At 68.0% G+C, this 26,593-nt stretch carries 23 protein-coding genes; 12 read left to right on the top strand and 11 right to left on the bottom strand.

What is annotated here, in order from left to right; genetic code table 11:
* Window positions 1–9: 9 nt before the first annotated feature.
* From ACWDRB_RS36600 to ACWDRB_RS36590, 3 genes are all read right to left on the bottom strand, one after another.
* Complete coding sequence (locus ACWDRB_RS36600; RefSeq protein WP_449901582.1) at window positions 10–1,167, bottom strand: ROK family transcriptional regulator; 1,158 nt, start codon at window positions 1,165–1,167, stop codon at window positions 10–12.
* Between the two features lie 293 nt (window positions 1,168–1,460).
* Complete coding sequence (locus tag ACWDRB_RS36595; protein ID WP_350729346.1) at window positions 1,461–2,333, bottom strand: SDR family oxidoreductase; 873 nt, start codon at window positions 2,331–2,333, stop codon at window positions 1,461–1,463.
* A gap of 53 nt (window positions 2,334–2,386) precedes the next feature.
* The gene (locus tag ACWDRB_RS36590; protein WP_449901580.1) at window positions 2,387–3,445 is read right to left on the bottom strand and encodes an MBL fold metallo-hydrolase; all 1,059 of its coding nucleotides are present in this window, start codon (window positions 3,443–3,445) and stop codon (window positions 2,387–2,389) included.
* A gap of 44 nt (window positions 3,446–3,489) precedes the next feature.
* Between ACWDRB_RS36590 and ACWDRB_RS36585 the strand changes: the two genes are divergently transcribed.
* Window positions 3,490–4,335 carry a glutathione S-transferase family protein gene (locus ACWDRB_RS36585; protein ID WP_449901577.1) on the top strand — a complete coding sequence of 282 codons (846 nt, stop codon included), beginning with the start codon at window positions 3,490–3,492 and terminating at the stop codon, window positions 4,333–4,335.
* On the opposite strand, the gene ACWDRB_RS36580 is transcribed toward ACWDRB_RS36585, so the two are convergent.
* On the bottom strand, window positions 4,283–5,566 hold the full coding sequence (locus ACWDRB_RS36580; protein ID WP_449901575.1) for an MFS transporter: 1,284 nt from the start codon (window positions 5,564–5,566) through the stop codon (window positions 4,283–4,285). The two genes, ACWDRB_RS36585 and ACWDRB_RS36580, sit on opposite strands and share 53 nt — an antisense overlap.
* Window positions 5,563–6,129 (bottom strand): winged helix-turn-helix domain-containing protein, encoded by a 567-nt coding sequence (locus tag ACWDRB_RS36575; RefSeq protein WP_449901573.1) that lies wholly within the window; start codon window positions 6,127–6,129, stop codon window positions 5,563–5,565. The genes ACWDRB_RS36580 and ACWDRB_RS36575 overlap by 4 nt, the downstream gene beginning before the upstream one ends.
* 74 nt (window positions 6,130–6,203) lie before the next feature.
* Between ACWDRB_RS36575 and ACWDRB_RS36570 the strand changes: the two genes are divergently transcribed.
* The 5 genes from ACWDRB_RS36570 (at window position 6,204) to ACWDRB_RS36550 (ending at window position 12,677) form a co-directional block, all read left to right on the top strand.
* Window positions 6,204–6,848, top strand: coding sequence for a B3/B4 domain-containing protein (locus tag ACWDRB_RS36570; RefSeq protein WP_449901570.1), 645 nt, complete (start codon window positions 6,204–6,206; stop codon window positions 6,846–6,848).
* Between the two features lie 204 nt (window positions 6,849–7,052).
* On the top strand, window positions 7,053–10,694 hold the full coding sequence (locus tag ACWDRB_RS36565) for a multifunctional oxoglutarate decarboxylase/oxoglutarate dehydrogenase thiamine pyrophosphate-binding subunit/dihydrolipoyllysine-residue succinyltransferase subunit (protein ID WP_449901568.1): 3,642 nt from the start codon (window positions 7,053–7,055) through the stop codon (window positions 10,692–10,694).
* Between the two features lie 68 nt (window positions 10,695–10,762).
* Window positions 10,763–10,942 carry a DUF6104 family protein gene (locus tag ACWDRB_RS36560; RefSeq protein WP_192793777.1) on the top strand — a complete coding sequence of 60 codons (180 nt, stop codon included), beginning with the start codon at window positions 10,763–10,765 and terminating at the stop codon, window positions 10,940–10,942.
* Window positions 10,943–11,112: 170 nt separating this feature from the next.
* Window positions 11,113–11,940, top strand: coding sequence for a DUF4097 family beta strand repeat-containing protein (locus ACWDRB_RS36555; RefSeq protein WP_350729333.1), 828 nt, complete (start codon window positions 11,113–11,115; stop codon window positions 11,938–11,940).
* Complete coding sequence (locus ACWDRB_RS36550; RefSeq protein ID WP_449901566.1) at window positions 11,937–12,677, top strand: helix-turn-helix transcriptional regulator; 741 nt, start codon at window positions 11,937–11,939, stop codon at window positions 12,675–12,677. The genes ACWDRB_RS36555 and ACWDRB_RS36550 overlap by 4 nt, the downstream gene beginning before the upstream one ends.
* A gap of 7 nt (window positions 12,678–12,684) precedes the next feature.
* On the opposite strand, the gene ACWDRB_RS36545 is transcribed toward ACWDRB_RS36550, so the two are convergent.
* The 6 genes from ACWDRB_RS36545 to ACWDRB_RS36520 form a co-directional block, all read right to left on the bottom strand.
* Window positions 12,685–13,512 (bottom strand): oxygenase MpaB family protein, encoded by an 828-nt coding sequence (locus tag ACWDRB_RS36545; protein WP_449901564.1) that lies wholly within the window; start codon window positions 13,510–13,512, stop codon window positions 12,685–12,687.
* A 107-nt stretch (window positions 13,513–13,619) separates the two neighbouring features.
* Window positions 13,620–14,576, bottom strand: a complete 957-nt coding sequence (locus tag ACWDRB_RS36540) for a zinc-binding dehydrogenase (protein WP_449901562.1) — start codon at window positions 14,574–14,576, stop codon at window positions 13,620–13,622.
* A gap of 9 nt (window positions 14,577–14,585) precedes the next feature.
* Complete coding sequence (locus ACWDRB_RS36535; RefSeq protein WP_449901559.1) at window positions 14,586–15,464, bottom strand: hypothetical protein; 879 nt, start codon at window positions 15,462–15,464, stop codon at window positions 14,586–14,588.
* A 46-nt stretch (window positions 15,465–15,510) separates the two neighbouring features.
* Window positions 15,511–15,939 carry a TA system VapC family ribonuclease toxin gene (locus ACWDRB_RS36530; protein WP_449901556.1) on the bottom strand — a complete coding sequence of 143 codons (429 nt, stop codon included), beginning with the start codon at window positions 15,937–15,939 and terminating at the stop codon, window positions 15,511–15,513.
* Entirely contained in the window at window positions 15,926–16,204 is a 279-nt protein-coding gene (locus ACWDRB_RS36525; RefSeq protein ID WP_449901554.1) for a hypothetical protein, read from the bottom strand. Before ACWDRB_RS36525 ends, ACWDRB_RS36530 begins: the two co-directional genes overlap by 14 nt.
* A gap of 96 nt (window positions 16,205–16,300) precedes the next feature.
* Window positions 16,301–17,737: an acetyl-CoA synthetase gene (locus ACWDRB_RS36520; protein WP_449901551.1), complete on the bottom strand. Its 1,437-nt coding sequence runs from the start codon at window positions 17,735–17,737 to the stop codon at window positions 16,301–16,303.
* 283 nt (window positions 17,738–18,020) lie between these two features.
* Between ACWDRB_RS36520 and ACWDRB_RS36515 the strand changes: the two genes are divergently transcribed.
* The 6 genes from ACWDRB_RS36515 to ACWDRB_RS36490 all read left to right on the top strand — a co-directional run bounded on the left by ACWDRB_RS36515 (window position 18,021) and on the right by ACWDRB_RS36490 (window position 26,547).
* On the top strand, window positions 18,021–19,142 hold the full coding sequence (locus ACWDRB_RS36515; RefSeq protein WP_449901549.1) for a trypsin-like serine peptidase: 1,122 nt from the start codon (window positions 18,021–18,023) through the stop codon (window positions 19,140–19,142).
* A 280-nt stretch (window positions 19,143–19,422) separates the two neighbouring features.
* Window positions 19,423–20,544 (top strand): trypsin-like serine peptidase, encoded by a 1,122-nt coding sequence (locus ACWDRB_RS36510; protein WP_449901547.1) that lies wholly within the window; start codon window positions 19,423–19,425, stop codon window positions 20,542–20,544.
* Between the two features lie 197 nt (window positions 20,545–20,741).
* A complete protein-coding gene (locus ACWDRB_RS36505) occupies window positions 20,742–21,908 on the top strand; it encodes a trypsin-like serine peptidase (protein WP_449901544.1) in 1,167 nt (388 codons plus the stop codon).
* A gap of 132 nt (window positions 21,909–22,040) precedes the next feature.
* A complete protein-coding gene (locus ACWDRB_RS36500; protein ID WP_449901541.1) occupies window positions 22,041–22,442 on the top strand; it encodes a transposase in 402 nt (133 codons plus the stop codon).
* Between the two features lie 572 nt (window positions 22,443–23,014).
* On the top strand, window positions 23,015–24,547 hold the full coding sequence (locus ACWDRB_RS36495) for a trypsin-like serine peptidase (RefSeq protein ID WP_449901539.1): 1,533 nt from the start codon (window positions 23,015–23,017) through the stop codon (window positions 24,545–24,547).
* 434 nt (window positions 24,548–24,981) lie between these two features.
* Window positions 24,982–26,547, top strand: a complete 1,566-nt coding sequence (locus ACWDRB_RS36490; RefSeq protein ID WP_449901536.1) for a trypsin-like serine peptidase — start codon at window positions 24,982–24,984, stop codon at window positions 26,545–26,547.
* The last annotated feature ends 46 nt before the right edge of the window (window positions 26,548–26,593 follow it).

Here is a 26,593-nt window from a genome sequence, read left to right as displayed (position 1 = left end):
AAGTCCCTTTCAGGCGTTGACGATCCGGTTGATGTTGTCCGGCGACAGGTAGTGCTCGATGGCGAGGATCCCCGCCCCGAGCGCGGCCGCGTTGATGCCCGTACGGCTCGGCGTGATCGACAGGTGGTGCGTGGCCAGCGGGAGCGACCTGCGGTAGACCGTCTCCCTGATCCCGGCCAGCAGGTGCTCGTGCACCCGCGACAGTGCGCCGCCGATGACGATGACCTCGGGGTTGAAGAAGTTGACCAGGCCGGCCAGCACCTCGCCGACGAGCCGGCCGGCCTCTCTGACCAGCCGCAGCGCCTGAGTGTTGCCCGCCTGTACGAGCGCCACGACGTCGGCTCCGGACTCGGCCGGCAGGCCCAGCTCGCTCAGCCGCCGCGCGATGGCGGCACCGCCGGCCACGGCCTCCAGGCAGGCGCTGTTGCCGCACCGGCAGCCCGCGTCCTCGTGGCCGCTGACCCGGATGTGCCCGATGTCGCCGGCCGAGCCCTGGGCGCCCCTGTGCAGCTTGCCCTCGGCCATGATGCCGCAGCCGATGCCCGTGCCGACCTTGACGAACAGCAGGTGGCCGGCACCGGGGAACGAGTGACGGTGCTCGCCGAGCGCCATCACGTTGACGTCGTTGTCGACCAGCACCGACACGCCATCGAAGTACTCGGGGATGGGGTAGTCGTTCCAGCCCGGCATGATCGGCGGGTTGTTCGGCCGTCCCGTGGCGAACTCCACCGGCCCCGGCACCCCGACCCCGATGGCGCGCAGCGCCGACCGGGGCCGCCCCGCCTCGCCGAGCAGCTGGTCGAGACGCTGGTCCACGTGGGCGAGCACTTTCTCCGGCCCCTCGCCGATCAGCAGCGAATCCTCGCATTCGGCCAGCAGGTTGCCCGAGATGTCCATCAACACGACCCGGCAGTGGGTGGCCCCCAGGTCGACTCCCGCGAAGGCGTGCTCCTCGGTGTGCAGGCGCAGCTGGCGCGGCGGGCGGCCACCGGTGGACTCGCCGCTCTCGGTCTCCTCGACCAGCCCGCGCTCGATCAGCGCGTCCACGCGCTGGGAGATCGTGGACCTGGCCAGGCCGGTGAGCCTCGCTAGATCGGAACGGGTCGTGGCCGAACCTGCGCTGATCAACGTCAGCACATCTCCGGCAGAGCCCGGCTGGGGGGTCATGCCGCGACAATAAGATCACCGATGCGGCAAATCAAGAGTGAGTATCGACAAAACTCCGGCGACTTCCGCCGAAGATCGAACAAAGCCCGGTTTTTCCGGCTTTTTGGGCATCTATCGCGGCTTCGTACTTCGGCCTAAGGTCCCTCGAGGAGCGGCCACATCGGCGTCTCCCTCTGACAGAAGTCCCTCTGGGAGCCCCGCTTGTTACGCCGCGTCATCCACGTCGCCTTGCTGAGCGCATGGCGGAGCCCCGCCGCCGACGTGGAGTGCCCGGCGGCGGGGACCCGCAAGCGTTAGAGCATCGCCTTCATCGAGTCGGCGGCCGTGAGCACGTAGGGCTGCTCGGCCATGACGGCCTCCCAGTTGCCGGCGACGGCCTCCGGCGTGAGGTCGTCGGTCTTCCAGCCCGGCCCCTCCGCCACGAACACCCGCGCCACCCGGCCGCCGCCCACGCTGAACACCTCGCCGCTCGCCTCGCACGTCTCGTGCACGAGGTACGCCACCAGCGCGCTCACCCGCTCCGGCGTGAACTTCGCCTCGAACTCGGCCGGCAGCAGCGCTTCCGTCATCCGGGTCCAGGCGATGGGCGCGATGGCGTTGGCCTTGATGCCGTTGCGGGCGCCCTCGATGCCGAGCGTCTTGGTCAGGCCGACCAGGCCCATCTTGGCGGTGGAGTAGTTGGCCTGGCCGAAGTTGCCGAACAGGCCCGCCGGGCTGGAGGTGTTGACGATGCGGCCGTAGCCGGCCGCCTTCATCAGCGGGTACGCGGCCTGGCTGACCAGGTACGAGCCGCGTACGTGCACGGCCAGCACCCCGTCGAAGTCCTCGACCGTCATCTTGCCGAACGACTTGTCCCGCAGGATGCCCGCGTTGTTGACGACGATGTCCACCTTGCCGAACGCGTCCACGGCGGCCTGCACGATGGCCCTGGCGCCCTCCGGCGTGGCGACGTTGTCGGCGTTGGCGATGGCCTGGCCGCCGTTCTTCGTGATGAGCTCGACCACGTCGGCGGCGGGCCCCGTGGAGGCGCCCGTGCCGTCGAGCGCGCCGCCGAGGTCGTTGACGACGACCTTGGCGCCCCGCTCGGCCAGCAGGAGCGCGTGCGACCTGCCAAGACCGTGCCCGGCGCCCGTGATGATCGCGACCCTGTCATCGAACCGAAGCATCGAACCTCCCACGCAGGAGAACAACATTCTGTTACGAGCTACGATAGACCGCGTCAGGGCAGGCGCCACAGTTCGGGTTCGCCGGGCTCCCTGCGTACCCGCCCCCTGGCCGCCAGCCACGCCAGATGGGCCAGCGTCTCGTTGTTGGCCGCGCGCCGCATGAACGACGGGATCGTCTCCCACGGCCGCGACCACGACAGGCGGGTGGCCACGTCCCAGCACGTGACGCCGTCCAGAGAGCCGACGACCTGCTCGATCTCCGCCAGCCGCTCGTCGTGGTGCGCCAGCACGTAATCCACCCGCTCGGCCAGCTCCAGGAACCGGTACTCGTGGGCCGGCAGCACCTCCTCCACGTCCAGCTTGCGCACGGCGGCCAGCGCGTCGAGGTAGTCGGCCAGCGGGTTCGGACCCGACTGGGGGTGGACGGCCACGATGGGCGTGATCTTCGCCAGCACGTGGTCGCCGGAGAACAGCAGCCGGCGCGAGGGCGAGACGAAGCACAGGTGGCCGGGCGAGTGGCCCGGCGTCCAGATCGCCCGCAGGTCCCAGCCGGGCAGGCCGAGCTCGTCGCCGTCCTCGACCAGCCGGTCCGGCCTGGCCATCGAGACCACGTGCCTGATCATCATGGACGCGCCGGCCAGCTCGTCCAGCGTCAGCGGCGGCACGCCGCAGCGGACCAGCAGCGCGCGTTCCCGGTCCACGAGGGAGTCGATGACCTCGTCGTCGTAGCGTTCGCGGATCAGGCGGGCGTCGGCCGGGTGCAGGGCGATCCAGGCGCCCGACATCTCGCGGATGCGCCCGGCCAGGCCGTAGTGGTCCGGGTGGATGTGGGTGACGAGCACGCCCTTGACGTCGGTGATCGCGTACCCGGCCACGCCGAGACCCGCGACGAGCGCGTCGTACGCCTCGTCGGTGTTCCACCCGGCGTCGACGATCACCACGCCGTCGGGCAGTTCGAGGACATAGACCAGCACGTACCGCAGGGGGTTGATCGGGATCGGCACCGGGACCGACCACAGCCCCGGACGCACCCGCTCGACCTCGGGGATCGCCCCGCCCACCCACGCCTCCCGCTGCGCCTGGCTCGCGGGAGTCACCACAAATTTCGACACATGCCGAATATAGTTCTGTGTCCGAATCATGTTCTACTGGGGTCATGAAGCTGCGCCGCGAGCTCTCCGAGGATGGCCGGTTCGTACGGCAGCCGAACCGCTTCACCGACCGCCTCGGCCCGCCCGAACCCGGCCGCTACCGCCTCTACGCCTCCTACGCCTGCCCCTGGGCGCAGCGCGTGCTGATCGTCCGGGCGCTGCTCGGCCTGGAGGACGTGCTGGACGTCACGATCGTCGACCCCATCCGCGACGAGAAGGGCTGGCGCGTCCCGGGCGGCGACCCCGAGTATCTGTCGGAGCTCTACCACGCGACCGACCCGGACTACACGGGCCGCTACACCGTGCCGTGCGTCTGGGACACCAGGGACAAGCGGATCGTCACCAACGACTTCCCGCAGATCACCCTCGATCTGGAAATGTCATGGGGAACCTCCCCCGACCTCTATCCGGAACGCCTCCGCCCCGACATCGACATCATGAACGACCGCCTCTACCACGGCCTCAACAACGCGGTCTACGAGGCGGGCTTCTCCCGCGACCAGCAGGTGTACGAGGAGGCCGTGGCCCGGGTCTTCACCACGCTCGACTTCCTTGAGGTGCGCCTGGCGGAGTCGGAACACCTCTTCGACGTCCTCACCGACAGCGACGTGCGCCTGTACACGACCCTGGCCAGGTTCGACGCCGTCTATCACGGGCACTTCAAGTGCTCGGTCCGGCGGCTGGTCGACTATCCGGCGTTGTGGGCGTACGCGCGCCGGCTGTACGCGATCCCGGCCTTCCGCGAAACCACCGTCTTCGACCAGATCAAGCGTCACTACTACATCACCCAGACCAACATCAACCCGAGTGGGATCGTGCCCGTGGGGCCGGAGATCGACTGGAGCCTGTAGGCGCGGGCATCCGTACGAACAGCAGGGCCGAGGCCAGCACCACCAGCGCGGCGCCGATCCACGCGACGGCCACGCCCGCCTCCCCGGCCAGCGCGCCGAGCGTCAGGTTGGCCACGACCCCGCCCGCCTGCAGCGACAGCGAACTGGTCGAGGTGACGGTGGTGCGCTCGGCCGCGCTGACCGCGTTGTGGGTCATCTCCAGGCAGAGCAGGCCCGCCACCGACAGCCCCACGAAGAGCGTCATGTACGCCAGCCCCGCGCTCACCAGCCCAGCCGGGCCCCTTAGCCCCGCGGTCGCGGCGAGCGCCCCGACGGACAGGGCGGCGAGCACGGTCCCGGCGATCGCGCCGCCGGCCGAGCCGCCGGCCAGCCGCGCCACCCGGGGCGCGAGCGCGCTGCCCGCCGCGCTGCTCGCGAACCCGAGCGCGGAGACCACGGCGTAGGCCAGGCTGCCCCGCTCGGCCGTACCGGCCAGCTCGGCCAGCCGCCCGGGGGTGAGCAGCTCGATGCTGATCAGCACCACGCCGGAGGCCCCCGCGGCGGCCATCAAGCGGCGCAGCACAGGCGCACCGGCCGCCAGCCGGACGCCCGCCCCGACCGTGGCCGGGACCTCGCGCAGCACGCCCGCCAGCGACCTGCGGGCGTGCGCGGGCTCCGGCATCGCGAACACCACCACGACCAGCAGCACGGCCGCCGCCGTCGCCCCCACCAGCGGCGGCGCGGCCAGCGGGAAGATCACCTGCGCCGGCACCAGGAGCGGCAGGCCGCCACCCGCCAGCACGCCCACGCACAGCGCCACGGACTCCATCGCGCCGCCCCTGGCCAGCCCCGGTTTGAGGTCGGCGTCGCGGCCCTCGATCCCGTGGAGCGTGTCGACGTACCAGGAGGTGGCCGGGCCGCTGGACAGCGCCCTGGCCACGCCCTTGAGCACGCCGCTGATCAGGAACATCCAGAACGTGGTGGAGACGGCGAGCAGCGCGAGCGCGGCCACGGTGAACGCGGCGGAGACGGCCAGGACCACGCGCCGCCCGAGGACGTCGGCCAGGCCGCCGGTCGGCAGCTCCAGGGTGGCGGTGACGACCGAGAACACCGTCACCGACAGCCCCACCTCCGCCAGGCTGAGCCCCCGCGCGGTCATGAGGAGCACCATGGTGGCCGCCATCAGGCCCAGGGGCAGCCAGGTCAGGAAGCTGACGAGCATGTAGCGGCGTAAGGCCGAGCGTGCGGTCACGACTCCTCCTCCTGCGATCGCGGTACGGCGCCGTGCCAGGCGTGGACCTGCCTGGCCTCGGGATCGCCGGCGTACTTGGCGGCGAGGTCGCGCAGCAGCTCCTCGGCCCTGTCGTTGAACTCGCGCACCCCTGCGGGCGGCAGCGAGAGGATGTGGTCGCTCATCCCCGCCGCGTCACCCCAGTCGCGCGACCAGCCGTCGAGGACGAACTCCTCCATCACCCGCCCGACGAACTCGGCCTGCCGCAGGTGCATGATCCGGACCGCCTCGCGGCCCTCGGCCGTGTCGGACAGCTCGCCGGCGTCCCACGAGGTGTAGCGGTGGCGGGCCCGCCAGCGTCGCTCGCGCCCGTCGCGCCGGTCGTCGTCCTCCTCGATGAAGCCGTACTTGAACAGCTCCCGCAGGTGGTAGCTGGTGGAGCCCGAGCTCTCGCCCGCCTTGCGCCCCAGCTCGCTCGCGGTCGCGGGGCCGTCCAGGCGCAGCAGGCCGAGCAGGCGCACGCGCAGCGGGTGGGAGACCGCTTTGAGCACCCGCGGATCACTGATCTTGTACCGCTCCTCCATGCGTTCCACCGTAAACCGCAAAGCTAATTTTGCAAAGAGATTTTTGCGGTCTCGGCCGCTTCTAGACTGTGGGGATGCTTGACGACATCTGGGTGGACGACTCCGTCTTCGCGCTGCGCCCCGACTTCGCGGTGCTGGTCATGACCGCGCACGGCCTGCGCAACGGGCCCACGGACGACCGGTCCCGGGCCTGGCTGGCGGCGGCCTCCGACTACGAGGTGCAGACGGACAAGATCGACGCCTGGAAGGACGCCTATCGGGCGTTCGGCGCCAAACCGCAGCGGACCAGGCCCTCGGTCGACGCCCTGACCCGCAGGATGCCGCTGCCGGAGATCAACCAGGCGGTGGACGCGTACAACTCGATCAGCGTGAAGCACGCGCTGCCGATCGGCGGCGAGGACCTCGACCACTACACGGGCCCGGCCCGGCTGCTGCGGGCGACCGGCGACGAGGCGTCCGAGGAGGCGCTCGGCACGCCCGAGCCGGGCGAGGTGATCTGGCGCGACGACGTCGGCGTCACCTGCCGCAGGTGGAACTGGCGTCAGGTCGCGCGCACCCGGCTCACCGAAGAGACCACCAACGCGATCTTCCTCCTCGAGCGCCTCGAGCCGATGTCGCTGGAGGAGCTCAAGGAGGCGGGTGAGGAGCTGGCCGACCTGCTGTCCGAGTTGTCACCAGAGGTACGGATTGCTAGCAGATTGGTGTCCGGCGGGAAATAAACCTCCCGTCGTAGTGTTGATACCAAAGAGTAATAATTGCGGCACCACCCGGATTGACTAGGGGGACGTGACCTCTTTGCACTGTCCTGAGAGGATCGTTCGAGGCGGCACGGGCTCTTCGGCGCGCGCTGCCGGTCCGGGCGAGTAGCCTTGGACAGGTTCTCTAACATCAACGCCGATCTGCGGAAGAGGGCGATTTCCGCCGTGTCGTCAGAGTCGTCGCGGACAAACCCGCTGGCAAGCTTTGGTCAGAACGAGTGGCTTGTCGACGAGCTGTACCAGAAGTACCTCCAAGATCCCGAGTCTGTCGACAAGGCATGGTGGAACTTCTTCGCTGACTACAACCCTGATTCCGGAACGGGCCGGGCAGCGCCGGTCAGGGAGGTGGCGAACGGCACCGTGACCGCTCCCGCTCCTCCTCAGGCGCCGCCGAAGGCACCACCGGCTGCCGAGAAGCCGAAGCAGCCGGCCACCCCGGTGCCCAAGGGCGCCGAGGAGGTCAAGCTGCGCGGCGCCGCCGCTCGCACGGCCGCCAACATGGACCTGTCACTGACGGTCCCGACGGCCACCAGCGTGCGCGCGATCCCGGCCAAGCTGCTGATCGACAACCGCATTGTGATCAACAATCACCTCAAGCGGGGTCGCGGCGGGAAGATCTCCTTCACCCACCTGATCGGCTTCGCGATCGTCAAGGCCCTGAGGGCCATGCCGGAGATGAACTACTCCTACACGGAGGTCGACGGCAAGCCGACGCTGATCAAGCCCGAGCACGTGGGCTTCGGCCTGGCGATCGACGTCCAGAAGAGCAACGGCGAGCGCCAGCTCCTCGTGCCCTCGATCAAGGGCGCCGAGGAGATGGACTTCCGCCAGTTCTGGATGGCGTACGAGGACGTCGTCCGCAAGGCCCGCGGGGGCAAGCTGGGCGTCGACGACTTCGCCGGCACCACGATCTCGCTGACCAACCCCGGCACGATCGGCACCGTCCACTCCGTGCCGCGCCTGATGCCCGGTCAGGGCACCATCATCGGCGTCGGCGCGATGGAATACCCGGCCGAATACCAGGGCGCCTCGCCCGACACGCTCTCGCGCCTGGCCGTCTCCAAGGTCATGACGCTGACCAGCACCTACGACCACCGGATCATCCAGGGCGCCCAGTCGGGCGACTTCCTGCGCCAGATCCACCGGCTGCTGCTGGGCGAGGACGGCTTCTACGACGAGATCTTCGAGGCGCTGCGGATCCCGTACGAGCCGGTCCGCTGGGTCCAGGACGTCTCGGCCTCCCACGACGACGACGTGTCGAAGTCCGCCCGCGTGATCGAGCTGATCCACGCCTACCGCGTGCGCGGCCACCTGATGGCCGAGACCGACCCGCTGGAGTACAAGCAGCGCAAGCACCCCGACCTGGACATCCAGTCCCACGGGCTGACGCTGTGGGACCTGGAGCGCGAGTTCGCCACGGGCGGTTTCGGCGGCCGCGCGCTGATGAAGCTCCGCGAGATCCTCGGCGTGCTGCGCGACTCCTACTGCCGCACGGTCGGCATCGAGTACATGCACATCCAGAACCCCGAGGAGCGGGCCTGGATCCAGGCGCGGGTGGAGAAGCCGCACAAGTCGCCCGAGCGTGACGAGCAGCTCAACATCCTGTCCCGGCTCAACACCGCCGAGGCGTTCGAGACGTTCCTGCAGACGAAGTTCGTCGGCCAGAAGCGCTTCTCCCTGGAGGGCGGCGAGTCCCTGATCCCGCTGCTCGACTCGGTGATCAGCGACGCCGCCGACGAGGGCCTCGACGAGGTCGTCATCGGCATGGCCCACCGCGGCCGCCTCAACGTGCTGGCCAACATCGTGGGCAAGTCGTACGCGCAGATCTTCGGCGAGTTCGAGGGCAACATCGACCCGCGCACGGCGCACGGCTCCGGCGACGTGAAGTACCACCTCGGCGCGACGGGCACGTTCACCTCGCCGGGCGGCAAGACCATCACCTCCTCCGTGGTCGCCAACCCCTCCCACCTGGAGGCGGTCGACCCGGTGCTCGAGGGTGTCGTCCGCGCCAAGCAGGACCTCCTGGAGCGCGGCGAGGAGGGCTTCACCGTCCTGCCCGTGCTCATCCACGGCGACGCGGCCTTCGCCGGCCAGGGCGTCGTGGCGGAGACGCTCAACCTGTCGCAGCTGCGCGGCTACCGCACCGGCGGCACCGTGCACGTGGTGGTCAACAACCAGGTGGGCTTCACCACCTCGCCCGCCTCGTCCCGGTCCTCGGTCTACGCGACCGACGTGGCCCGGATGATCCAGGCCCCGATCTTCCACGTCAACGGCGACGACCCCGAGGCCGTGGTGCGCGTGGGCCAGCTGGCCTACGAATACCGCCAGGCGTTCCGCAAGGACGTCGTCATCGACCTCATCTGCTACCGCCGCCGCGGCCACAACGAGGGCGACAACCCGGCCTTCACCCAGCCGCTGATGTACGACCTGATCGACGCCAAGCGCTCGACCCGCAAGCTCTACACCGAGGCGCTGATCGGCCGGGGCGACATCACGGTCGAGGAGGCCGAGCAGGCGCTGCGCGACTACCAGGCCAAGCTGGAGCAGGCGTTCACCGAGACCCGCGAGGCGGCGAAGAAGCCGGCCGAGGCCGCCGCGATGCGGGTGCCGCCGACCGAGGTCGTCAAGTGGTCGCACGCCGACACGGAGACCGCGATCAGCGACGAGACGCTCAAGCGCATCGTCGACACCCAGCTCAACCTGCCCGAGGGCTTCACGCCGCACCCGCGTCTGGCGCCGGTGCTGCAGCGCCGCGGCCAGATGGTCGAGACGGACACGATCGACTGGGCGATGGGCGAGACGCTCGCCTACGGCTCGCTGCTGATCGACGGCCACCCGGTGCGCCTGGTCGGCCAGGACTCGCGCCGCGGCACGTTCACGCAGCGCCACGCCGTCCTGGTGGACCGGATGACCGGCGCCGACCACACGCCGCTCAAGACCTTCAACCAGGGCACCACGAAGTTCTACATCTACGACTCGCTGCTCAGCGAGTTCGCGGCGCTCGGCTTCGAATACGGCTACAGCGTCGTCCGCCCGGACGCCCTGGTCGCCTGGGAGGCGCAGTTCGGCGACTTCGTCAACGGCGCCCAGACGATCATCGACGAGTTCATCTCGTCGGGCGAGCAGAAGTGGGGCCAGAAGTCCTCCGTCGTGCTGCTGCTGCCGCACGGCTTCGAGGGCCAGGGCCCCGACCACTCCTCGGCCCGCATCGAGCGGTTCCTGCAGGTCTGCGCGCTCGACAACATGACGGTCGCGCAGCCCTCGACCCCGGCCAACTACTTCCACCTCCTGCGCTGGCAGGTGGAGTCGCAGCGGCACAAGCCGATGGTGGTCTTCACGCCGAAGTCGCTGCTGCGCCACAAGGCGGCCACGTCCAAGGCGTCCGACTTCACCACGGGCACCTTCCAGCCGGTCCTGGGCGACACCACCGTTGACCCGGCCAAGGTCACCAGGGTCGTGCTCACGTCCGGCAAGCTCTACTACGACCTGGCGGCGGGGCGCGAGAAGACGGGCCGCGACGACGTCGCGATCGTCCGGCTCGAGCGCCTCTACCCGTTCCCGGGTGAGGAGCTGGCCGCCGAGCTGTCCCGCTACGGGGCGCAGGCGGAGCTGGTCTGGGCACAGGACGAGCCGGTCAACATGGGGCCGTGGCCCTACCTGGCGCTCAAGCTGGCCGAGGACCCGCAGACGCTGGACGGCCGCCGGCTGCGGCGCGTCTCGCGCCGCCCCAACAGCTCGCCGGCGACGGGCTCGCACAACTCGCACGACACCGAGCTCGAGGAGATCCTCCACGAGCTGTTCGGCTGATCCAACACCAGAGTGAGCCCCCGGCCCCGGCTGGGGGCTCACTGCCGTTTCAGGAGGACTTGAGAAAGATGTACTTCACCGATCGGGGGATCGAGGAACTGGTCGAGCGGCGGGGCGAGGAGGAGGTCAGCCTGCTCTGGCTCGGCGAGCGGCTGCGCGAGTTCGTCGACCTCAACCCGGAGTTCGAGATCCCGATCGAGCGGCTGGCCACCTGGCTGGCACGGCTCGACGACGACGAGGACGACTGACCCCACCCCACCGCGGCCCCCTTCCCCGCCACGGCGGCAAGGGGGCCACGCGCCGGTAGGGCCGTCGCCCCCAGCCCGCCCCTCCCCCCAAGGGACAACACCTCGACGCGCCAACGCGATACATCTTGAGTTTCCCAAGAACGCGACATATCGTGTTACGTAGGGAGAACATGTCGCCAGAAGGGCGGGGGAACATGCAGCAGTGGACGATCGAGGGCCCAGAACAGCTGACGTTCGGCCAAGTGGAAGCGCTCGACGTGCGCATCGTCGCCGGCCGCCTGGCCGTGCTGGCCAGCGACGGCCCGCCCACAGTCGAGGTGTCCGAGATCGAGTCGGCATCCCCGCTGCTGGTCACGTACGACGAGGACGCCAAGGAGCTCTCCATCACCTACAAGGACCTCACCTGGGACGGCCTCCTCGGCTGGCTCCGGCGCGACCGGCGCAGGACGGTCCTGACGATCACCGTTCCCAAGCACTGCACCGTCAACGCCGGAGTGGTCTCCGCGCCCGCCGTGGTGGCCGGGTTCGAGAGGATGACGCAGGTCAGGAGCGTGTCCGCGGAGATCGTGCTCGACGGCGTCAGCGGCGACGTGAACGCGACGACCGTCTCGGGCCCCGTGGAGAGCCGGGCGATGGACGGCGACCTGGCGTTCAAGAGCGTCTCGGGCGACCTGACCGTGGCCGACGGCACCCCGCGCCGGCTCAAGGCGAACACCGTCTCCGGCCGCATCACGGCGGATCTGGCGCTTCGGCCGACCGGCCATGTGACGCTCAACAGCGTTTCCGGTGACATCCTTGTCAGGCTGCCGGAAAACGTGGAGGCGGACGTGAACGTGAGATCCACCTCCGGCAGGCTGGTCAGCACGTTCCACGAACTGTTCAACTCGAACGGCCCCGGCACGAAGTCGATGTCGGGCAGGCTGGGCGGCGGCATGGCGTCGCTGTCGGCGATCACGGTCTCCGGCGAGGTCGCGCTGCTCAAGGGGGAGAAGGAATGAGCCCTGTCTTCGGTCACGGCCGGCTCCGGCTGTACCTGCTCAAGCTGCTGGAAGAGAGCCCGCGTCACGGCTACGAGGTCATCAGGCTGCTCCAGGACCGCTTCCTCGGCGTCTACTCGCCCTCTCCCGGCACGATCTACCCGCGCCTGGCCCGCCTGGAGGAGGAGGGCCTGGTGACGCATGAGGTGGTCGAGGGCAAGAAGGTGTTCTCGATCACCGACAAGGGCCGCGAGGAGCTGAACGCCCGGCTCGACGAGCTCGACGACCTGGAGCAGGAGATCTCCGCCTCCGTGCGCGACATCGCCCGCGAGGTCAAGGAGGACGTCCGCGACACGGTCAAGTCGTTGCGCGACGAGCTCACGCGGATGGCCAAGGATGTTCGCACGGGGGCCCGGGATGACACCCGGCGGCTCAAGGAGCAGCAGAAGGAGGACTTCAGGCGGCTCAAGGAGCAGCAGAAGCGGCAGTGGATGGAGCACGCCACCCACTGGCAGGACGAGGGCGAGCGGCTCAGCGGGGAGTGGCGCAGGATCTGGTCCGAGGTCTGGGCCACGCTGGGCGGCTCGCCGACGAGCCGCGCCGACCTCGACGCGGAGCTGGGCGAGCTGCTGGCCGACTTCATCGCCGAGGCCCGGCAGGAGGCGTCCGAGGCCCGGCTGACGCCGGAGAAGCTGGCGGAGCTGCGTACGACGCTCGACGAGACCCGCCGCCGCGTCCGCGACATCCTCGAAGGCTGACCTCCGTTCATGCCGAGCGGAGGTGCCGTTCCGGGCGGCGCGCGCCGCGGGCGGCCTTGCGGGCGCGGTAGGCGATGGGCATGTACCTCAGGCGTTCGGGCAGGCGCGGCGTCAGCACCGCCACCGCGTGCCCGAGGTGCCGCAACCGCCGCTCCTCCCGCGCCGTCCACGGCAGCCCCAGCTTCCGCCGGATGGCGGGCGGCAACGTACCGACCGTCACGAAGTAGTTGAACTCCCCCGATCCCACTCCCACAGGCGTCCACAGCCGCCGCAGCGGTCTCGGCAGCCCGGGCGGCGCCGGCGTGCCGCGCAGGACCGACAGCACGTCGAGCGCCGTCGGGTGCGCCTCCAGCCGGTCGGCCACCATCGCGTCGAAGTACCGCCAGAACGCCTCCAGGTCCGTGGGCATCTCCCGCTCCGGCACCCGCAGGATCGCGCCGAGCTGCCGCGACTCGGCGTAGAGCCGCCGCTCCTGCTCGACGGTGAACGGGGTGCCGAAATAGCGGTTGAGCACGACGAAGCGCTCGAACAGCGACAGGTGCACCCACGCCCACGCCTCCCCGTTCAGCGCGTGGTAGGGCCTGCCGAGCTCGTCCACCCCGCTGATCTGCCGGTGCAGCCTCCTGAGCCGCGCGCCCTCCGCCGGGCCGTCCGCGCCGCCGTACACCCATTTCTGGATCGAGACGAGCGTGCGGGTGAGCCGCCCCCACGGGTCGTCCTTGTACGTGGAGTGCTCGGCGACGGCCGCACCCACGGCCGGGTGCATCGTCTGCATGACCAGCGCGCTCCCGGCGACGAGCAGATTGCGGTATTCGCCGGTGGTGTCCCAGTGCATCGAACCTGGACCGAAGGGCTGAACCTCCATCATCACGGCCTCCCGGGTGAGACAAGCCCACTCATGCTTGTATCACCCGGAAAGCCGGGAAGTAACCCTTTACTTATTCAGACGGTGAAGACGATCTTTCCGAAGATGTCCCCTTCGGCCATGGCCGCGAACCCGTCCCGCGCCTCCGCCAGCGGCAGCACCCTGTCGACGACGGGCCGTACCCCGGTCTGCTCCAGGAAGACCGCCAGCCGGCCGAGCTGTTCCCGCGTGCCCATCGTGGAGCCGACGACGGACAACTGCAGGAAGAAGACCCGGTTCAGGTCGGCGGGCGGGACCGCGCCGCTGGTGGCGCCGCTGACGACGATGCGCCCGCCCGGCTTGAGCGACTTGAGCGAATGGTCCCAGGTGGCCTGACCGACGGTCTCCATGACCGCGTCCACCCGCTCGGGCAGCCGCGCGCCCGGCTCGAACACCTGGTCGGCGCCGAGTTCGAGGGCACGCGCGCGCTTCTCCTCGGAGCGGCTGGTAGCCCACACCCGGTAGCCGCCGGCCCGGCCGAGCGCGATCAGCGCGGTGGCGACGCCGCCGCCCGCGCCCTGCACCAGCACGGTGGAGCCGGGCTCGAGCCCGGCCTTGTCGAACAGCATCCGGTACGCGGTCAGCCAGGCCGTGGGCAGGCAGGCGGCGTGCTCGAAGCCGAGCCCGGCCGGCTTGGGCACGAGGTTGCGCCGCGGCACGGCCACCCGCTCGGCGAACGTGCCGTCGTGCACCTCGGACAGCAGCGTGCGCTTGGGATCGAGCGTCTCGTCGGCGCCCGTGCCGATCACGGAGTGCACGATGACCTCGTTGCCGTCCTCGTCCACGCCGGCGGCGTCGCAGCCGAGCACGATCGGCAACCGGTCCTGCCTGATGCCGACGCCTTGGAGCGTCCACAGGTCGTGATGGTTGAGCGCGGCCGCGCGCACGGAGACGGTCGTCCATCCGTCCGGGACCTTCGGCTCCGGACGCTCGCCGAGCGTCAGCCCGGCGAGTGGGTTGTCGGGGTCGGTCTGTGTGGCGGTTACGGCGAACATGGCCGCACCCTACTTCAGCGTGATCCGAATCCCTTCCAAGGCCCGCTTCCTGAACGACTGTGGCCCCGTGACCGCGACCAGCACGTCGCCCCTGCACACCGAGCCGGCCGGCCGCCCGCGCCCCACGATCACACTCGGCATCCCGGCCTTCTTCTTGCAGCCGGGCGTGGGCGCCAGCACGACCATCTCCCCCGCGCCACCGCCGAACCACAGCTGCGGCCCCAGCGGCTGCCCCTGCGCCGTCTCCCCCGGCCTGGCCAGCCGCACGGGCGACTTGGCCGACAGCACGAGGTAGCCGTCCTTCGTCTCCCTGCCCTTCAGCCCCCGCGCGAGCGCCACCCGCTGGTCGAACGTCAGCCCCTGCCCCCGGTCGTACATCGCCAGCCGCCACCGCCCGAACGTGAACAGCAGCACCTGCCCGTAGTAACCGCTGCCCGCCCGGCGGGGCCAGAGGGTGACGTTGGGCGCGTAGTTCCTGATCGCCTGGCCACCCGCGGTCACCTCGAACTCACCGTTGTACGGGGCGGACAACTGCCGGTACTGCCCGTCGATCCAGACCCCCTGGTAGGGCCGCGACCCCATGGCGGCCAGACCGAGCTCGGCCGGGTATCGCACCTCGGCCCGCATCCCGTGCGGGAACACCACCTCCATGACCTCCTCACCGCCCTTGACCGCGGGCCGGACGGTGAGGGCGTTGGGGGCGCTGTCTATCTTGGTGAGGGACCTGATGGGCTCGGAGGTCGGCCCTGCCGGCGGCGCAGGCTCGGGATCCCGGCTGATGAGCAGGCTGACGACAGGGATCAGGAGGAGCGCGAGCACCACCACCAGCCCGACCCACCGGCGGCGACCGCGCTCGCCTACCTCGATGACATCGAACCGGTCAACCACGACGGTTCCTAGCCGAGTAGTGCGGGCTTGCGCCCTTTCATCCAGTTCAGTTGAGCGGCGACCGCCAGCGCAAGCCCTGGAACCTGGCGAAATCCTTGTCGCAGGTCACAAATTCACAACCGTGCTCGATGGCGAGTGCGGCGAGATAGACGTCGGGGATGAGGTTGCCGGTGGCGCCCGACTGACGGCACAGCTTGACGAAGATCTCCCAGTGTCTCGAGTCGGGGGCGACCACCGACGCCTGCGGCTGGTTGCGGTAGGTGCCGACGAAGGTCAGCGCGCGCCCCACGTCGTCGGGGTCCTTGTAGACGCGCCGGTTGGTCACCATCCGGACGAAGCCGTTGACGACGAAGTCGCTCACGGCGTAGCTGGAGTCGCCGTTGACCATCCCGTCCACGAAGTCATGGCATTGATCGTGGTCGGAGGACTCCCGCCGGAAGGCGTTGATGAGGACGTTGGTGTCAACGAGCAACATTGCGCAGCTCCGGGAAACGCTCCTCGTCGTCGAGATCCCAGGCGATGTGCTCCAGCTTCTCGCCGGCGTCGAGCCGCTCCTGGACCCACGGCTGGAATCCAGCCTTGCTGCTGGAAGTGATCAGCTCCACCCGCGGCCGTTCGGCCAGCTCCGTGGAGCGGTTGAGCAGTTGCCTCAAGGCATCCTCCATCACCGAGTTGAGACTGCGTCCGTTACGTGCCGCGTACGCCTTCGCCTCGTTGAGGAGCGTCTCGTCGATGCGCACCGTTGTCCTCCGCATGACTCCAGCGTCCGCCGCTGACATCAAAATGTCAACTCCGGACAGTAGTCGTACGATCACAGTCTTTGCATCAACTTTGAGTCACCACGCCGCCACGTTGACCTTCCCGTCAGAAGACACCCGCACCACCTGCCCCACCAGCTCCCGCGACTCCGCGTCCGCCAGCAGCCCGGCTTCTTCCACCACCGCGTAAGCCCGCCCGCCCGGCACCTCCACCACCAGCACTCCCCGCTCGACGGCCCCGTCGCGGCCGTGCGCCACCGTGTACCCCGCGACCACCCCCTCCCCTGCGCTGCTCCCCACCAGAGGCACCTCCTCGGCCACGAACACGGGCGCGGCGCTCCCCAGCCGCCCTCCCGGCTCGCTGGACCACACCGCATACGTGTGCTTGGTCAGATGCATCCCCACCCCGCTCACCAGCCCGTGCCCGGACTGGGCCCGCAGCAGCCCCCCCATGGTCGCCGTGGAGTGCAGGACGTAGTCGCTGGCCGGCCCGCCCGCGTACGGCAGCCCGCCGGTGACCGTGAGCCCGCGCCGGTCCAGGGGATCGAGCCCGATCGCGTCACACGCCTGCCGCAGCGCCACCGCGAAACAGCTGTACAGGTCGAGCGCGTGCATGTCGCCGAGCCCGAGCCCGGACCGCCGGAAAGCGGCCTCCGCCACGTGCGCGATGGCCCGGGAAGACCCGAGTTCGGGCCGCGCGGCCACCTCCCAGGTGTCCTCCCCGTACGCCCACCCGCGCAGGTAGACCCGCCCCTCCGCGGGCACCCCGAGCCGGTCGGCCAGCCGCGAGCTGGCCAGGATGACGGCCGCCGCCTGGTCCACCTCCAGCACGGCCACCGTGTCCCTGGTGTAGGGCCAGCCGACGAAGCGGTCGCCCTTCGCGAGCTCGTCGGGGGTGCGGACGGTCCGGCGCCAGGCGTACGGGTTCGCGGCGGCCACCTCGGTCATGGGCGCCATCAGCCGGCCCCTGTCGCGCATCTCCTCCGCGATCGTGAGCCCGGACGCCGCCCGCCGCGCCGTCTCCATGATCGCGTAGGTGTGCACCGGCAGGAAGAGCCCGTGGGCCAGCGCGTACGGGTGCGGCGGGCGCTCCCAACCGTACGGGGGCTTGGGCACGGCGGGGTGGCTCCACGGGACGTGCTCGCCCGCCCGCCGGTACGCCCGGCGCGTCGCCAGCGCCTCGGCCCCCGTGACCAGCGCGGAGTCCAGGTCGCCCGCAGCGATCCTGGCCGCCGCCTCGCCGATGAGCAGCTGCGGGGCCGTACCGCTGACCTTGGAGTACGCACGGTGCCGCGGCGTCGCCCCGAGGCGCTCGGCGAGGCGGCCGACCGGCGAGTCGTACTGCCACGAGTCCGTGTGGACGATCTGGATCGAGTCCAGTCGCTCGACGGGGAGCCGGGCGTCCTCGGCGGCCGCGCGTGCCGTCTCCTCCCATAGATCGAGCGGTTCCGGGCCGGGCTGCTCGCGAATGGTGCGTTGTGCGATGCCGATGAGACAGGGGGTGCGAGGATCCATGAATCCATCTAACCAGAACAAGATTCGGTTGATAAGGAGTGGCATTTGATAATGCCTGTTACCGCTGTTGCGCGAGACAAAAAACGGGCGGCGCGACCTGCGGGGATGCCAATTATGAATACATGCGGTTTCGCTATTTCTATAACGGAATGGAACCGGGCCATGCTTTTTCGCGTCGTTTCATGGCCATCCCCTTGCGCCATTCATTAGCGTTCCGATCGTTTTCCTGGCCCACCGGGGCGCAGTACCCCGCTCTGGGCCGCCGAAAGCCGAAAGGAGCTCCATGTTTTCCCGAGCAAGGCGCATCGCGTTCCCGCTCGCCGGCCTGATGGCCGTCGGGCTGGCCGCGGGCGTGGTCGGCGGCACCCCGGCCAACGCCCAAGCACCCTCCGACGTCGTGTCCCAGAACTCCGCCACCCCCGCCGAGCAGGCGGTTCAGTTCTGGACCCCCGACCGCGTCAAGCTGGCCACCGACTATGACGCCGGCCTCGACCTGACCTCCAAGGGCGTCAAGGGCAGCAACGACGCACCTGACGGCCCTCCGGGATCCGTCCCGCCGATCGGTGAGGAGAAGACGAAGGCCAAGAAGAGCAAGCACGTCAATCTGCCCAACACGGTCGGCCGCGTGTTCTTCACGCTGCCCAAGGCCGACCCGCGCGACCCGAGAAGCTGGCGGTATTGCTCGGCCAGCTCGGTCCAGGGCAAATACCGCAACCTCGTGGCGACCTCGGCCCACTGCGTCTACGACACCAGCAAGAACACCTTCTACGACAACTGGATCTTCATTCCGTCGTACTGGGACGGCAACAATGTCTGGGAGGGCAAGGCGCCCTACGGCATTTACGCCGCCAAGACGTTCAACGCGCACGACGACTTCGTGGTGAAGGAGGACTACGACTTCGACTACGCGTTCGTCAACGTCTACAACGGCATCAAGGTCAACTGGGAGAAGGTCGGCAACCGCTGGCAGTGGACGGTCAAGAACGTCGGCCGCCTCGGTGACAACGTCGGCGGCCAGGGCTTCACCTGGAACAGGAGCACGAAGCTGGACGTGTTCTCGTTCGGGTACCCGGCGGGCGAGCACCCCGACGGCGACAAGCCGTACACCGGCCGCACGATGAAGTTCTGCTTCGGCAAGACCCGACCGATGCCCGAGGCCAGGAAGTACAACCTGCAGGAGCACATCGGCTTCAAGTGCTCCTTCACCGCCGGCGCGAGCGGCGGGCCGTTCATCTACAACTACAAGAGCGCGTCGCGCACCGGCTACCTGGTCGGCGTCAACAGCGTCGCCTGGGACACCGACGCCAACGACCGCTACGACTACATCTCGTCCCCGTACTTCAACACCGACACGTACAAGGTCTACAAGGCCGCGGCCAACCGCTGGACCGGCAACTTCCGCTGATCGAGGTGGCTTCCGAGGCCCCGGTTCCCCTGGGAACCGGGGTCTTCCACTGAGGCGTACATCACTGGAACGGGCGCGGAATGAGTGGAATTCAACAAGTGCCTACACCCACTCCGACCTGCGGAAACGCCCCTTACCAATGATCATTTAGAGATCTGTCTGACGATGTCCTTATAGTGCACAGAGCACTCTTGATCAGGTAACGAATCTCTATCCTGGCTGCAATACCACCAGTACATCTGGAAAAATCCACCCTTACGACCCCAAGAAAGGTTAATTCATGATCCCCCGGGCCAGGCACTTGGTGGCGGCTGCGCTCAGCAGCGCGCTGCTGATGGCGCCTGCCTTCACGGGGATCGCGAACGCCGCGCTCGACAGCAACGCCGCGCTCGACAGCAGGGTCTTCGCCGTCTCGCTGGCCAAGACCGCGGTGGACGTCAAGCGGGTCGCCGACTACTGGACACCCGACCAGCTCAAGCAGGCCGACAGCTACAGCCCCGCGACGCCCGGCACCCAGGCCGCCAGCCCGGCGCCGTCGACCTCCGCGCAGGCCTCCAACCCCGCCACGCAGGCCGCGACCACCGTCACGCGGGCCGTCGCCGCGCAGGCTGTGTCGCCCGTGCTGCCGCGCAAGGGCTCGGTCGCCAGGACCATGGGCAAGGTCTTCTTCCGGTTCGGGGACAAGGAGTACTGGTGCTCCGCCAGTGCGGTCGCCGCCAAGAACCGCAGCGTCGTCGCGACGGCCGGGCACTGCGCGTACGACCCACGACAGGCCAAGGCTGCCGACTACTGGATCTTCGTCCCCAACCCCGGGCCCAACGGCGAGACGCCCGACGGCATCTACGTGGGCTCCTCGATCAGCATGCACGAGGACTGGTCGGGCAAGGGCGACTACGACTTCGACTACGCGTTCGTGACCGTGCACCGCGGCTTCAAGTGGGAGGCCAAGGACGGCCGCTACGTCATGAGGGACGTGGGCCGGCTCCAGGACAACGTGGGCGGCCAGGGCATCGAGCTGAACAAGAAGCCGACCACGTACACGGTGGCCGCGTTCGGCTACCCGGCGGGCGCGCAGCCCGACGGCACCCGCCCGTTCGACGGCAAGCGCCTGGAGATGTGCAAGGAAGGCCCCACCCGCTGGACCTCCGCCGTCAGCCTCGACCTGCAGAAGGGCGTGCAGCTGCTCAACTGCGACTTCAGCCCGGGCGCGAGCGGCGGTCCATGGCTGATCGGCTTCAACAAGGACCGCTGGACCGGCCACCTCAACGGCGTCAACAGCCTGACCTGGAACAGGGACGCGAAGGGCTGGTACGACGCGGTGTCGTCCCCCTACTTCGACACCACCGCCGGTGCGGTCTACCGACGCGCCGCCGCGCAGACCACCCCGCCAAATGTGACCTAAATCACTGCAACCGTCCGGTCACTGCTGGTGATCAGCGCATCCTTTGTCTCAGCAAGGTCACGACGCCCTGTCGGAACGCTGACATGATCTACCCGAAATTCACATGAGCACAGTCAAACCGGTAAGTTCCGGGCTGTCCGTTTGCTGAGTTATGGAGGTGCACGAGGCGCCTCATGTCAGCGCAACCTGGAGTTACCTTGAAGCGAATCCTTCTGCCCGTCGGTGGTGCCGTCCTCGCGACCGGCCTGCTCTCCGTAGGTCTGACCGGTACGGCCCAGGCCGACGGCGACGTTTCCCACGACCCGATGGCCAACAACACCGCCGAGGCCGCCTCCGTCGCCTCCTTCTGGCTCGCCTCGAACGGGGCCGCGCTTCGCCAGGCGACCCAGTACACCTGGGACGCGAACGACGTCCGGAAGGTCGTCTCCAAGGGCGGCTACACCCCCGACGGCAAGCCCGGCACCACGGCGCCGACCGGCGAGACGAAGTCGAGCGGCGCCAAGGCCCAGAACGTGAACATCCCCAAGACCATCGGCAAGGTCTTCTTCGTCGACGGCTCAGGCAAGTTCCGCTGGTGCTCGGCCACCTCCATCCAGTCGAACTACCGCAACCTGGTCTCCACGGCCGGCCACTGCGTCTACGACACGGACAGCAACAAGGCGCTCCTCGACAACTGGGTCTTCGTCCCCGGCTACTACCAGGGCAAGACCCCGTGGGGCATCTACGTGGGCAAGCAGGCCTTCACCCACTACGACTTCGACACGTACGAGGACTGGGACCGCGACTACGCGTTCGTCACCGTCTACAACGGCATCCAGTTCAACGGCGTGAAGCAGGTGGACCGCAAGGACTACCAGAGCTTCACCGGCCCGAAGCGCGCGTGGGGCGGCCACTACTACATCCTGCTGTCCAAGGACGCCGGTCGCCTCGGCGACAACGTCGGCGGCCAGGGCTTCTCCTGGAACCAGCCCACCGGCAAGCCCGTCCGTGCCTTCGGCTACCCGGCCGCTCCGCACCCGGACGGCAACAAGCCGTACAGCGGCGTCACGCCGAAGAACTGCTACGGCACGACCACCGCCAAGGCGGTCGGCGCCTCCTGGCTCAAGATCGAGGAGCACATCGGCCTCAAGTGCGCCGTGACCCCCGGTTATGACGGCGGCCCCTGGCTCCAGAACTACAGCAACGGCAAGCGCCTCGGTTACGTGAACGGTGTGACGAGCACCTTCGCCGACCAGGACGGTAACGACCGCGTCGACTACATCACCTCGCCCTACTTCGACGGCGAGACGGCCGCGGTGTACAACGCGGCCAAGAACGTGTGGTCCGGCAAGATCGTCGGCCCGAACGGCGAGCTGTACAAGTAAGCCCTTCCAGGGGATAGGCGAGGGTCTCGGTATTCCGAGGCCCTCGCCTCATCTTTTGTCGGGGTACTTCCGAAGACGAAGATCTTTTTTGGATCTGCTGACACAGAGTGTTTACCTTGTCACGATGGGCACATGCATCGTGGCGATCTGACGAACGCCGAATGGGAACGGCTGGCATCGCTGCTACCCCCCGGCGACACGCTTGGAGACCGGTGGGACGAGCACCGGATGATGATCAATGGGGTGCTCTTCCAAGCCAGGACCGGTCTGCGATGGCGTCATCTGCCCGGGCGGTTCGGCTGCTGGGTGACCATCTACCGGCACCACCGCCACTGGACGGCCGACGGCACCTGGCGACGACTGCTGAGAGCGATCGAGACCGCCCAGGACAACACGACCACCGATGACGGCGCCGCACCGCCACAACGCCCCGTGCCGGCCCACCACCCGCGACACGAAGCCCTCGCCCGCGATCCGGTGCTGCTGAGCCTGCGCACCCACCTGGCGGCAGTCGTCCGCCAGAGGGACATCTAAGCCACACCTGACGAACCGACCCGTTCGCCCTTCCTCCGACGGCCGAGGAGCACCCCTCCAGCTCCTCGCCCGCCATCACGCACACTGAGGCGCTCAAGGGCGCCCCAGTCCAAATAGGCCAGGCGCGGGGGTGTCTCCCCTACGACCCCACGCCTGGCGCTCCACAGCCGTCCTCGCCGCCCCTCCTTCCGGCGAGGACGGCTTCTTTTTGGCCCCTATAACCCGAACCTGAAGATCACCTGTGAGGATTGGAGCGGGTTAGACGGATTAGGCGCCAATCTGGTTCCTGTGATCTGGGTCACGTTTCGTCGGCTACGTTATGTGGCGAACCGCTAACGGCACACGGGTCCCATCTGCCACAACCCGTCCATACCCTGCGAAAACGTAACTATCCAATCACCGCGCGCGAAGATCTCTGACAGATAACAGCACGGTAACGGCGGTAGGAGCGCCTACCGGATCGTCCAAACCGGGTTCCACCTGCGGAGATCACCACGCTATGTTCCTTGCTATCCCTTTACTGACGCATGGGACGCATGTTGCGACCCACGACAGAGCAAGGAGCAGTTCCCTTGAAGCGCATCCTCATCCCCGCCGGTGGCGCCATCATGGCTACCGGCCTTCTGGCTGCCGGCCTGGCCGGCACCGCCCAGGCCGCCAGCGACGTCGCCAGTGACCCGATGGCGGCGAGCGCGGCGAACGCCAAGGCCATTGCCGAGTTCTGGGCCGACAACAACGGCGCTGCCCTCCGGGCCGCCAAGGAGTCGAACGTCTGGGACAAGGGCGACATCGCGAAGCTGCAGAGCAAGGGCGGCTACAGCGCCGACACCAAGCCCGGCTCGACGGCTCCGATCGGCCAGGAAAAGAAGACGACCGTCAAGGTCCAGAACGTCAACATGCCGAAGACCATCGGCAAGGTGTTCTTCGTCAACAGCAAGGGCGAGAAGAAGTGGTGCTCCGCCACTTCGATCCAGTCCCAGTACCGCAACCTGGTCGCCACGGCCGGTCACTGCGTGTACGACACGGCGACCAACTCGGACGTCATGTCCAAGTGGGTCTTCGTCCCCGGTTACTACCAGGGCAAGTCCCCGTGGGGCATCTACGTGGGTAAGCAGGCCTTCACCCACTACGACTTCGATGTCTACGAGGACTGGGACCGCGACTACGCGTTCGTCACCGTGTACAACGGTGTCCAGCTCGGTGGCGGCACTCCCAAGCAGGTCTCCAAGGCCGACTGGGACAAGTACACCGGCATCAAGGACGCCAAGGACGTCGAGATCAGCCGCGAGGAGTTCCTGAAGGGTCAGCTTGACCCGACGAGGACCGAGGCGTACTGGGTCAAGGAGGGCACGGCGCCTGAGGCGACCGGTCCCGACTACCCCGGTGCCGCGGTGGGCAAGGTCGAAGTCACCGAGGACGTCTACAAGGACGCCAAGGTCGGCAAGGGCAACGGTTTCAAGTTCGGTGAGCCCGTCACCGAGATCGTTACCGACGCCGAGGCCGCTGCCTACAAGGCGAAGCAGGGCGACAAGCCCACCGACAAGTACCCCGCCAAGGTCGTCAAGGACGAGCGCGGCAACTGGACGATCACGCACTACTACGTCCAGCAGTGGTACAAGGCCGGCTCGGAGGCCAAGTACTACAAGACCGTCTTCTTCATCGTCGAGGGCTTCGCCAAGGACGCGGGCCGTCTCGGTGACAACGTCGGCGGTCAGGGCTTCGCCTGGAACCAGCCCACCGGCAAGTACGTCCGCGTGTTCGGCTACCCGGCGGCTCCGCACCCCGACGGCAACAAGAACTACACCGGCGTGACTCCGAAGTGGTGCTACGGCAAGACCACGAAGAAGCTGGTCGGTTCGGCTGCCAAGAAGATCGAGGAGCACGTGGCCCTCAAGTGCGCCTTCACCGAGGGTGCCGACGGTGGCCCGTGGCTGTACAAGTACAGCAACTCCAAGCGTCTCGGTTACCTGAACGGTGTCGTGAGCACCTTCAACGACCAGGACGGCAACGGTCGCGTGGACTACATCTCCTCGCCGTACTTCGACGGTGAGACCAACGTGGTCTACAAGGCCGCTGCGGTCGCGTGGTCCGGCAAGATTGTCTAAGGTGACGGACAGCGACCGGTCTTAGACCGTTCGTATAACCGTTTCCTGCGAAGGGCCCGGCATCCGCCGGGCCCTTCGGCGTTCCCGCCAAAAGTGAAGGGCCGTTGGACGCATGGGGCGCCCAGACGGTGCCATCAATCCAATGTGATCTGCGTCACATAGCCTCTTCGACCGCGATCGAAGGGACACTCGGACCCCGCGAACCGCTCTGACAACTTCCTTATGTTGATCAGGGCAAATGGTCTCGAAGCCAGCTTTCCTCGACTCCTGCGCATCAGCCGTTTAAACATCACAGAACGGTCACGCCCGTCTTGTCGCCTCTTTTCCTGTCAAAGCGGCTACCCGCGAGCAAGATCCACACTGTATGTTCCTGGCTATCCCTTTACTGACGCATGGGACGCAAGAGGCGTTCCACGACAGCGCAAGGAGTTTCCATGAAGCGCATCCTCCTCCCGGCCGGTGGCGCCATTCTGGCCACTGGTCTGCTGGCTGCTGGTCTGGCTGGCACCGCCCAGGCTCAGGCCGACAACACCGTCGCTAGCGACCCGCTCGCCAAGACGGCGGCCCAGGCGGCCGAGACCCTGGACTTCTGGACCAAGTCCAACAACGCGGCCCTGAGGGGCGCCGTGGCGTTCACGCCCGACGCTCTCGAGGTCTCGAAGATCTCCTCCAAGGGTGGGTATACGAACGACACCAAGCCTGGGTCGACCGCCCCCATCGGCGAGGAGAAGAAGGCCACCGTCAAGGTTCAGAACGTGAACCTGCCGAAGACCATCGGTAAGGTTTTCTTCGAGGGCCGCGACGGCAAGCTGTACTGGTGCTCCGGTACCTCGATCCAGTCGCAGTACCGCAACCTGGTCGCCACGGCCGGTCACTGCGTGTACGACCTGGCTGCGAACGACGAGGTCGTGTCCCGCTGGGTCTTCGTCCCCGGTTACTACCAGGGCAAGGCTCCTTGGGGCGTCTACGTGGGTAAGCAGGCCTTCACCCACTACGACTTCGACGTGTACGAGGACCTCGACCGCGACTACGCCTTCGTCACCGTCTACGACGGCATCGGCGGCACGCTCAACAAGCCCAAGCAGGTCGACTGGGCGACCTACAAGGCCTACAAGGGCGAGAAGGGCGTCAAGGACGTCACGGTCTCCGAGGACGAGTACAAGAAGGGCAAGCTCGACCCCAAGACCACGGACTACTACGACGTGGACCCGGGCAAGGCCGACGAGGCCACTGGTCCGGACTACCCCGGCTCTGTGGTGGACCGTGTCGAGGTCACCAAGGGTGTTTACGACACCGCTGGCGTCGGTCAGGGGAACGGCAAGAAGTTCGGCGAGCCCATCGTCGAGAACGTGACCTACCCCGAGGCCATTGCCTACCTGCAGAAGCAGAAGAAGGACTGGAAGGTCGGCGACCCGTTCCCGGCTCCGACTGCGGAGTACCCCGGGACCGTCACGCTGGACGAGCGGACCAACTCGACCATCACGCACTACTACGTGCAGCAGTGGTACAAGAAGGGTAACGTCGCTCGTTACATCCGTCTCGAGCCGTACATCGTGGTGCACGAGGTCAAGAGCGTTGGTCGCCTCGGCGACAACGTTGGCGGCCAGGGCTTCGCGTGGAACCAGCCGCGTGGCAAGTACGTGCGGACCTTCGGTTACCCGCAGGGCGCTCACCCCGACGGCAACAAGCCCTTCACCGGTGTCACGCCGAAGTGGATCTACGGCAAGACCGCGACCAACTACGTCGTGGTGCCGAAGTACAAGGTCGAGGAGCAGGTCGGCCTGAAGGGCACCGTGACCGGTGGCTACGACGGCGGCCCGTGGCTGTACAAGTACAGCAACGCCAAGCGTCTCGGCTACGTCAACGGTGTCACCAGCCTCATCGCTGACACCGACGGCAACAACCGGTACGACACGATCACGTCGCCGTACTTCGACGGTGAGACCAACGTCGTCTACAAGGCCGCTGCGGCTGCGTGGAGCGGCAAGCTCATCCCGTAGTTCGCTGCGGATCGGAACGAAGACTTGTTCGTCGTTCTTTAGCAAT

It is taken from the genome of Nonomuraea sp. NPDC003707 (assembly GCF_053587055.1).
This window is presented reverse-complemented; position numbering and strand designations above follow the sequence as displayed.

Coding starts and splice junctions, on each gene's coding strand:
- ACWDRB_RS36600 (WP_449901582.1), bottom strand. CDS start 1,167: ATGACCCCCCAGCCGGGCTCTGCCGGAGATGTGCTGACGTTGATCAGC.
- ACWDRB_RS36595 (WP_350729346.1), bottom strand. CDS start 2,333: ATGCTTCGGTTCGATGACAGGGTCGCGATCATCACGGGCGCCGGGCAC.
- ACWDRB_RS36585 (WP_449901577.1), top strand. CDS start 3,490: ATGAAGCTGCGCCGCGAGCTCTCCGAGGATGGCCGGTTCGTACGGCAG.
- ACWDRB_RS36575 (WP_449901573.1), bottom strand. CDS start 6,129: ATGGAGGAGCGGTACAAGATCAGTGATCCGCGGGTGCTCAAAGCGGTC.
- ACWDRB_RS36570 (WP_449901570.1), top strand. CDS start 6,204: ATGCTTGACGACATCTGGGTGGACGACTCCGTCTTCGCGCTGCGCCCC.
- ACWDRB_RS36560 (WP_192793777.1), top strand. CDS start 10,763: ATGTACTTCACCGATCGGGGGATCGAGGAACTGGTCGAGCGGCGGGGC.
- ACWDRB_RS36555 (WP_350729333.1), top strand. CDS start 11,113: ATGTCGCCAGAAGGGCGGGGGAACATGCAGCAGTGGACGATCGAGGGC.
- ACWDRB_RS36550 (WP_449901566.1), top strand. CDS start 11,937: ATGAGCCCTGTCTTCGGTCACGGCCGGCTCCGGCTGTACCTGCTCAAG.
- ACWDRB_RS36545 (WP_449901564.1), bottom strand. CDS start 13,512: ATGCACTGGGACACCACCGGCGAATACCGCAATCTGCTCGTCGCCGGG.
- ACWDRB_RS36540 (WP_449901562.1), bottom strand. CDS start 14,576: ATGTTCGCCGTAACCGCCACACAGACCGACCCCGACAACCCACTCGCC.
- ACWDRB_RS36530 (WP_449901556.1), bottom strand. CDS start 15,939: ATGTTGCTCGTTGACACCAACGTCCTCATCAACGCCTTCCGGCGGGAG.
- ACWDRB_RS36520 (WP_449901551.1), bottom strand. CDS start 17,737: ATGGATCCTCGCACCCCCTGTCTCATCGGCATCGCACAACGCACCATT.
- ACWDRB_RS36515 (WP_449901549.1), top strand. CDS start 18,021: ATGTTTTCCCGAGCAAGGCGCATCGCGTTCCCGCTCGCCGGCCTGATG.
- ACWDRB_RS36510 (WP_449901547.1), top strand. CDS start 19,423: ATGATCCCCCGGGCCAGGCACTTGGTGGCGGCTGCGCTCAGCAGCGCG.
- ACWDRB_RS36500 (WP_449901541.1), top strand. CDS start 22,041: ATGCATCGTGGCGATCTGACGAACGCCGAATGGGAACGGCTGGCATCG.
- ACWDRB_RS36490 (WP_449901536.1), top strand. CDS start 24,982: ATGAAGCGCATCCTCCTCCCGGCCGGTGGCGCCATTCTGGCCACTGGT.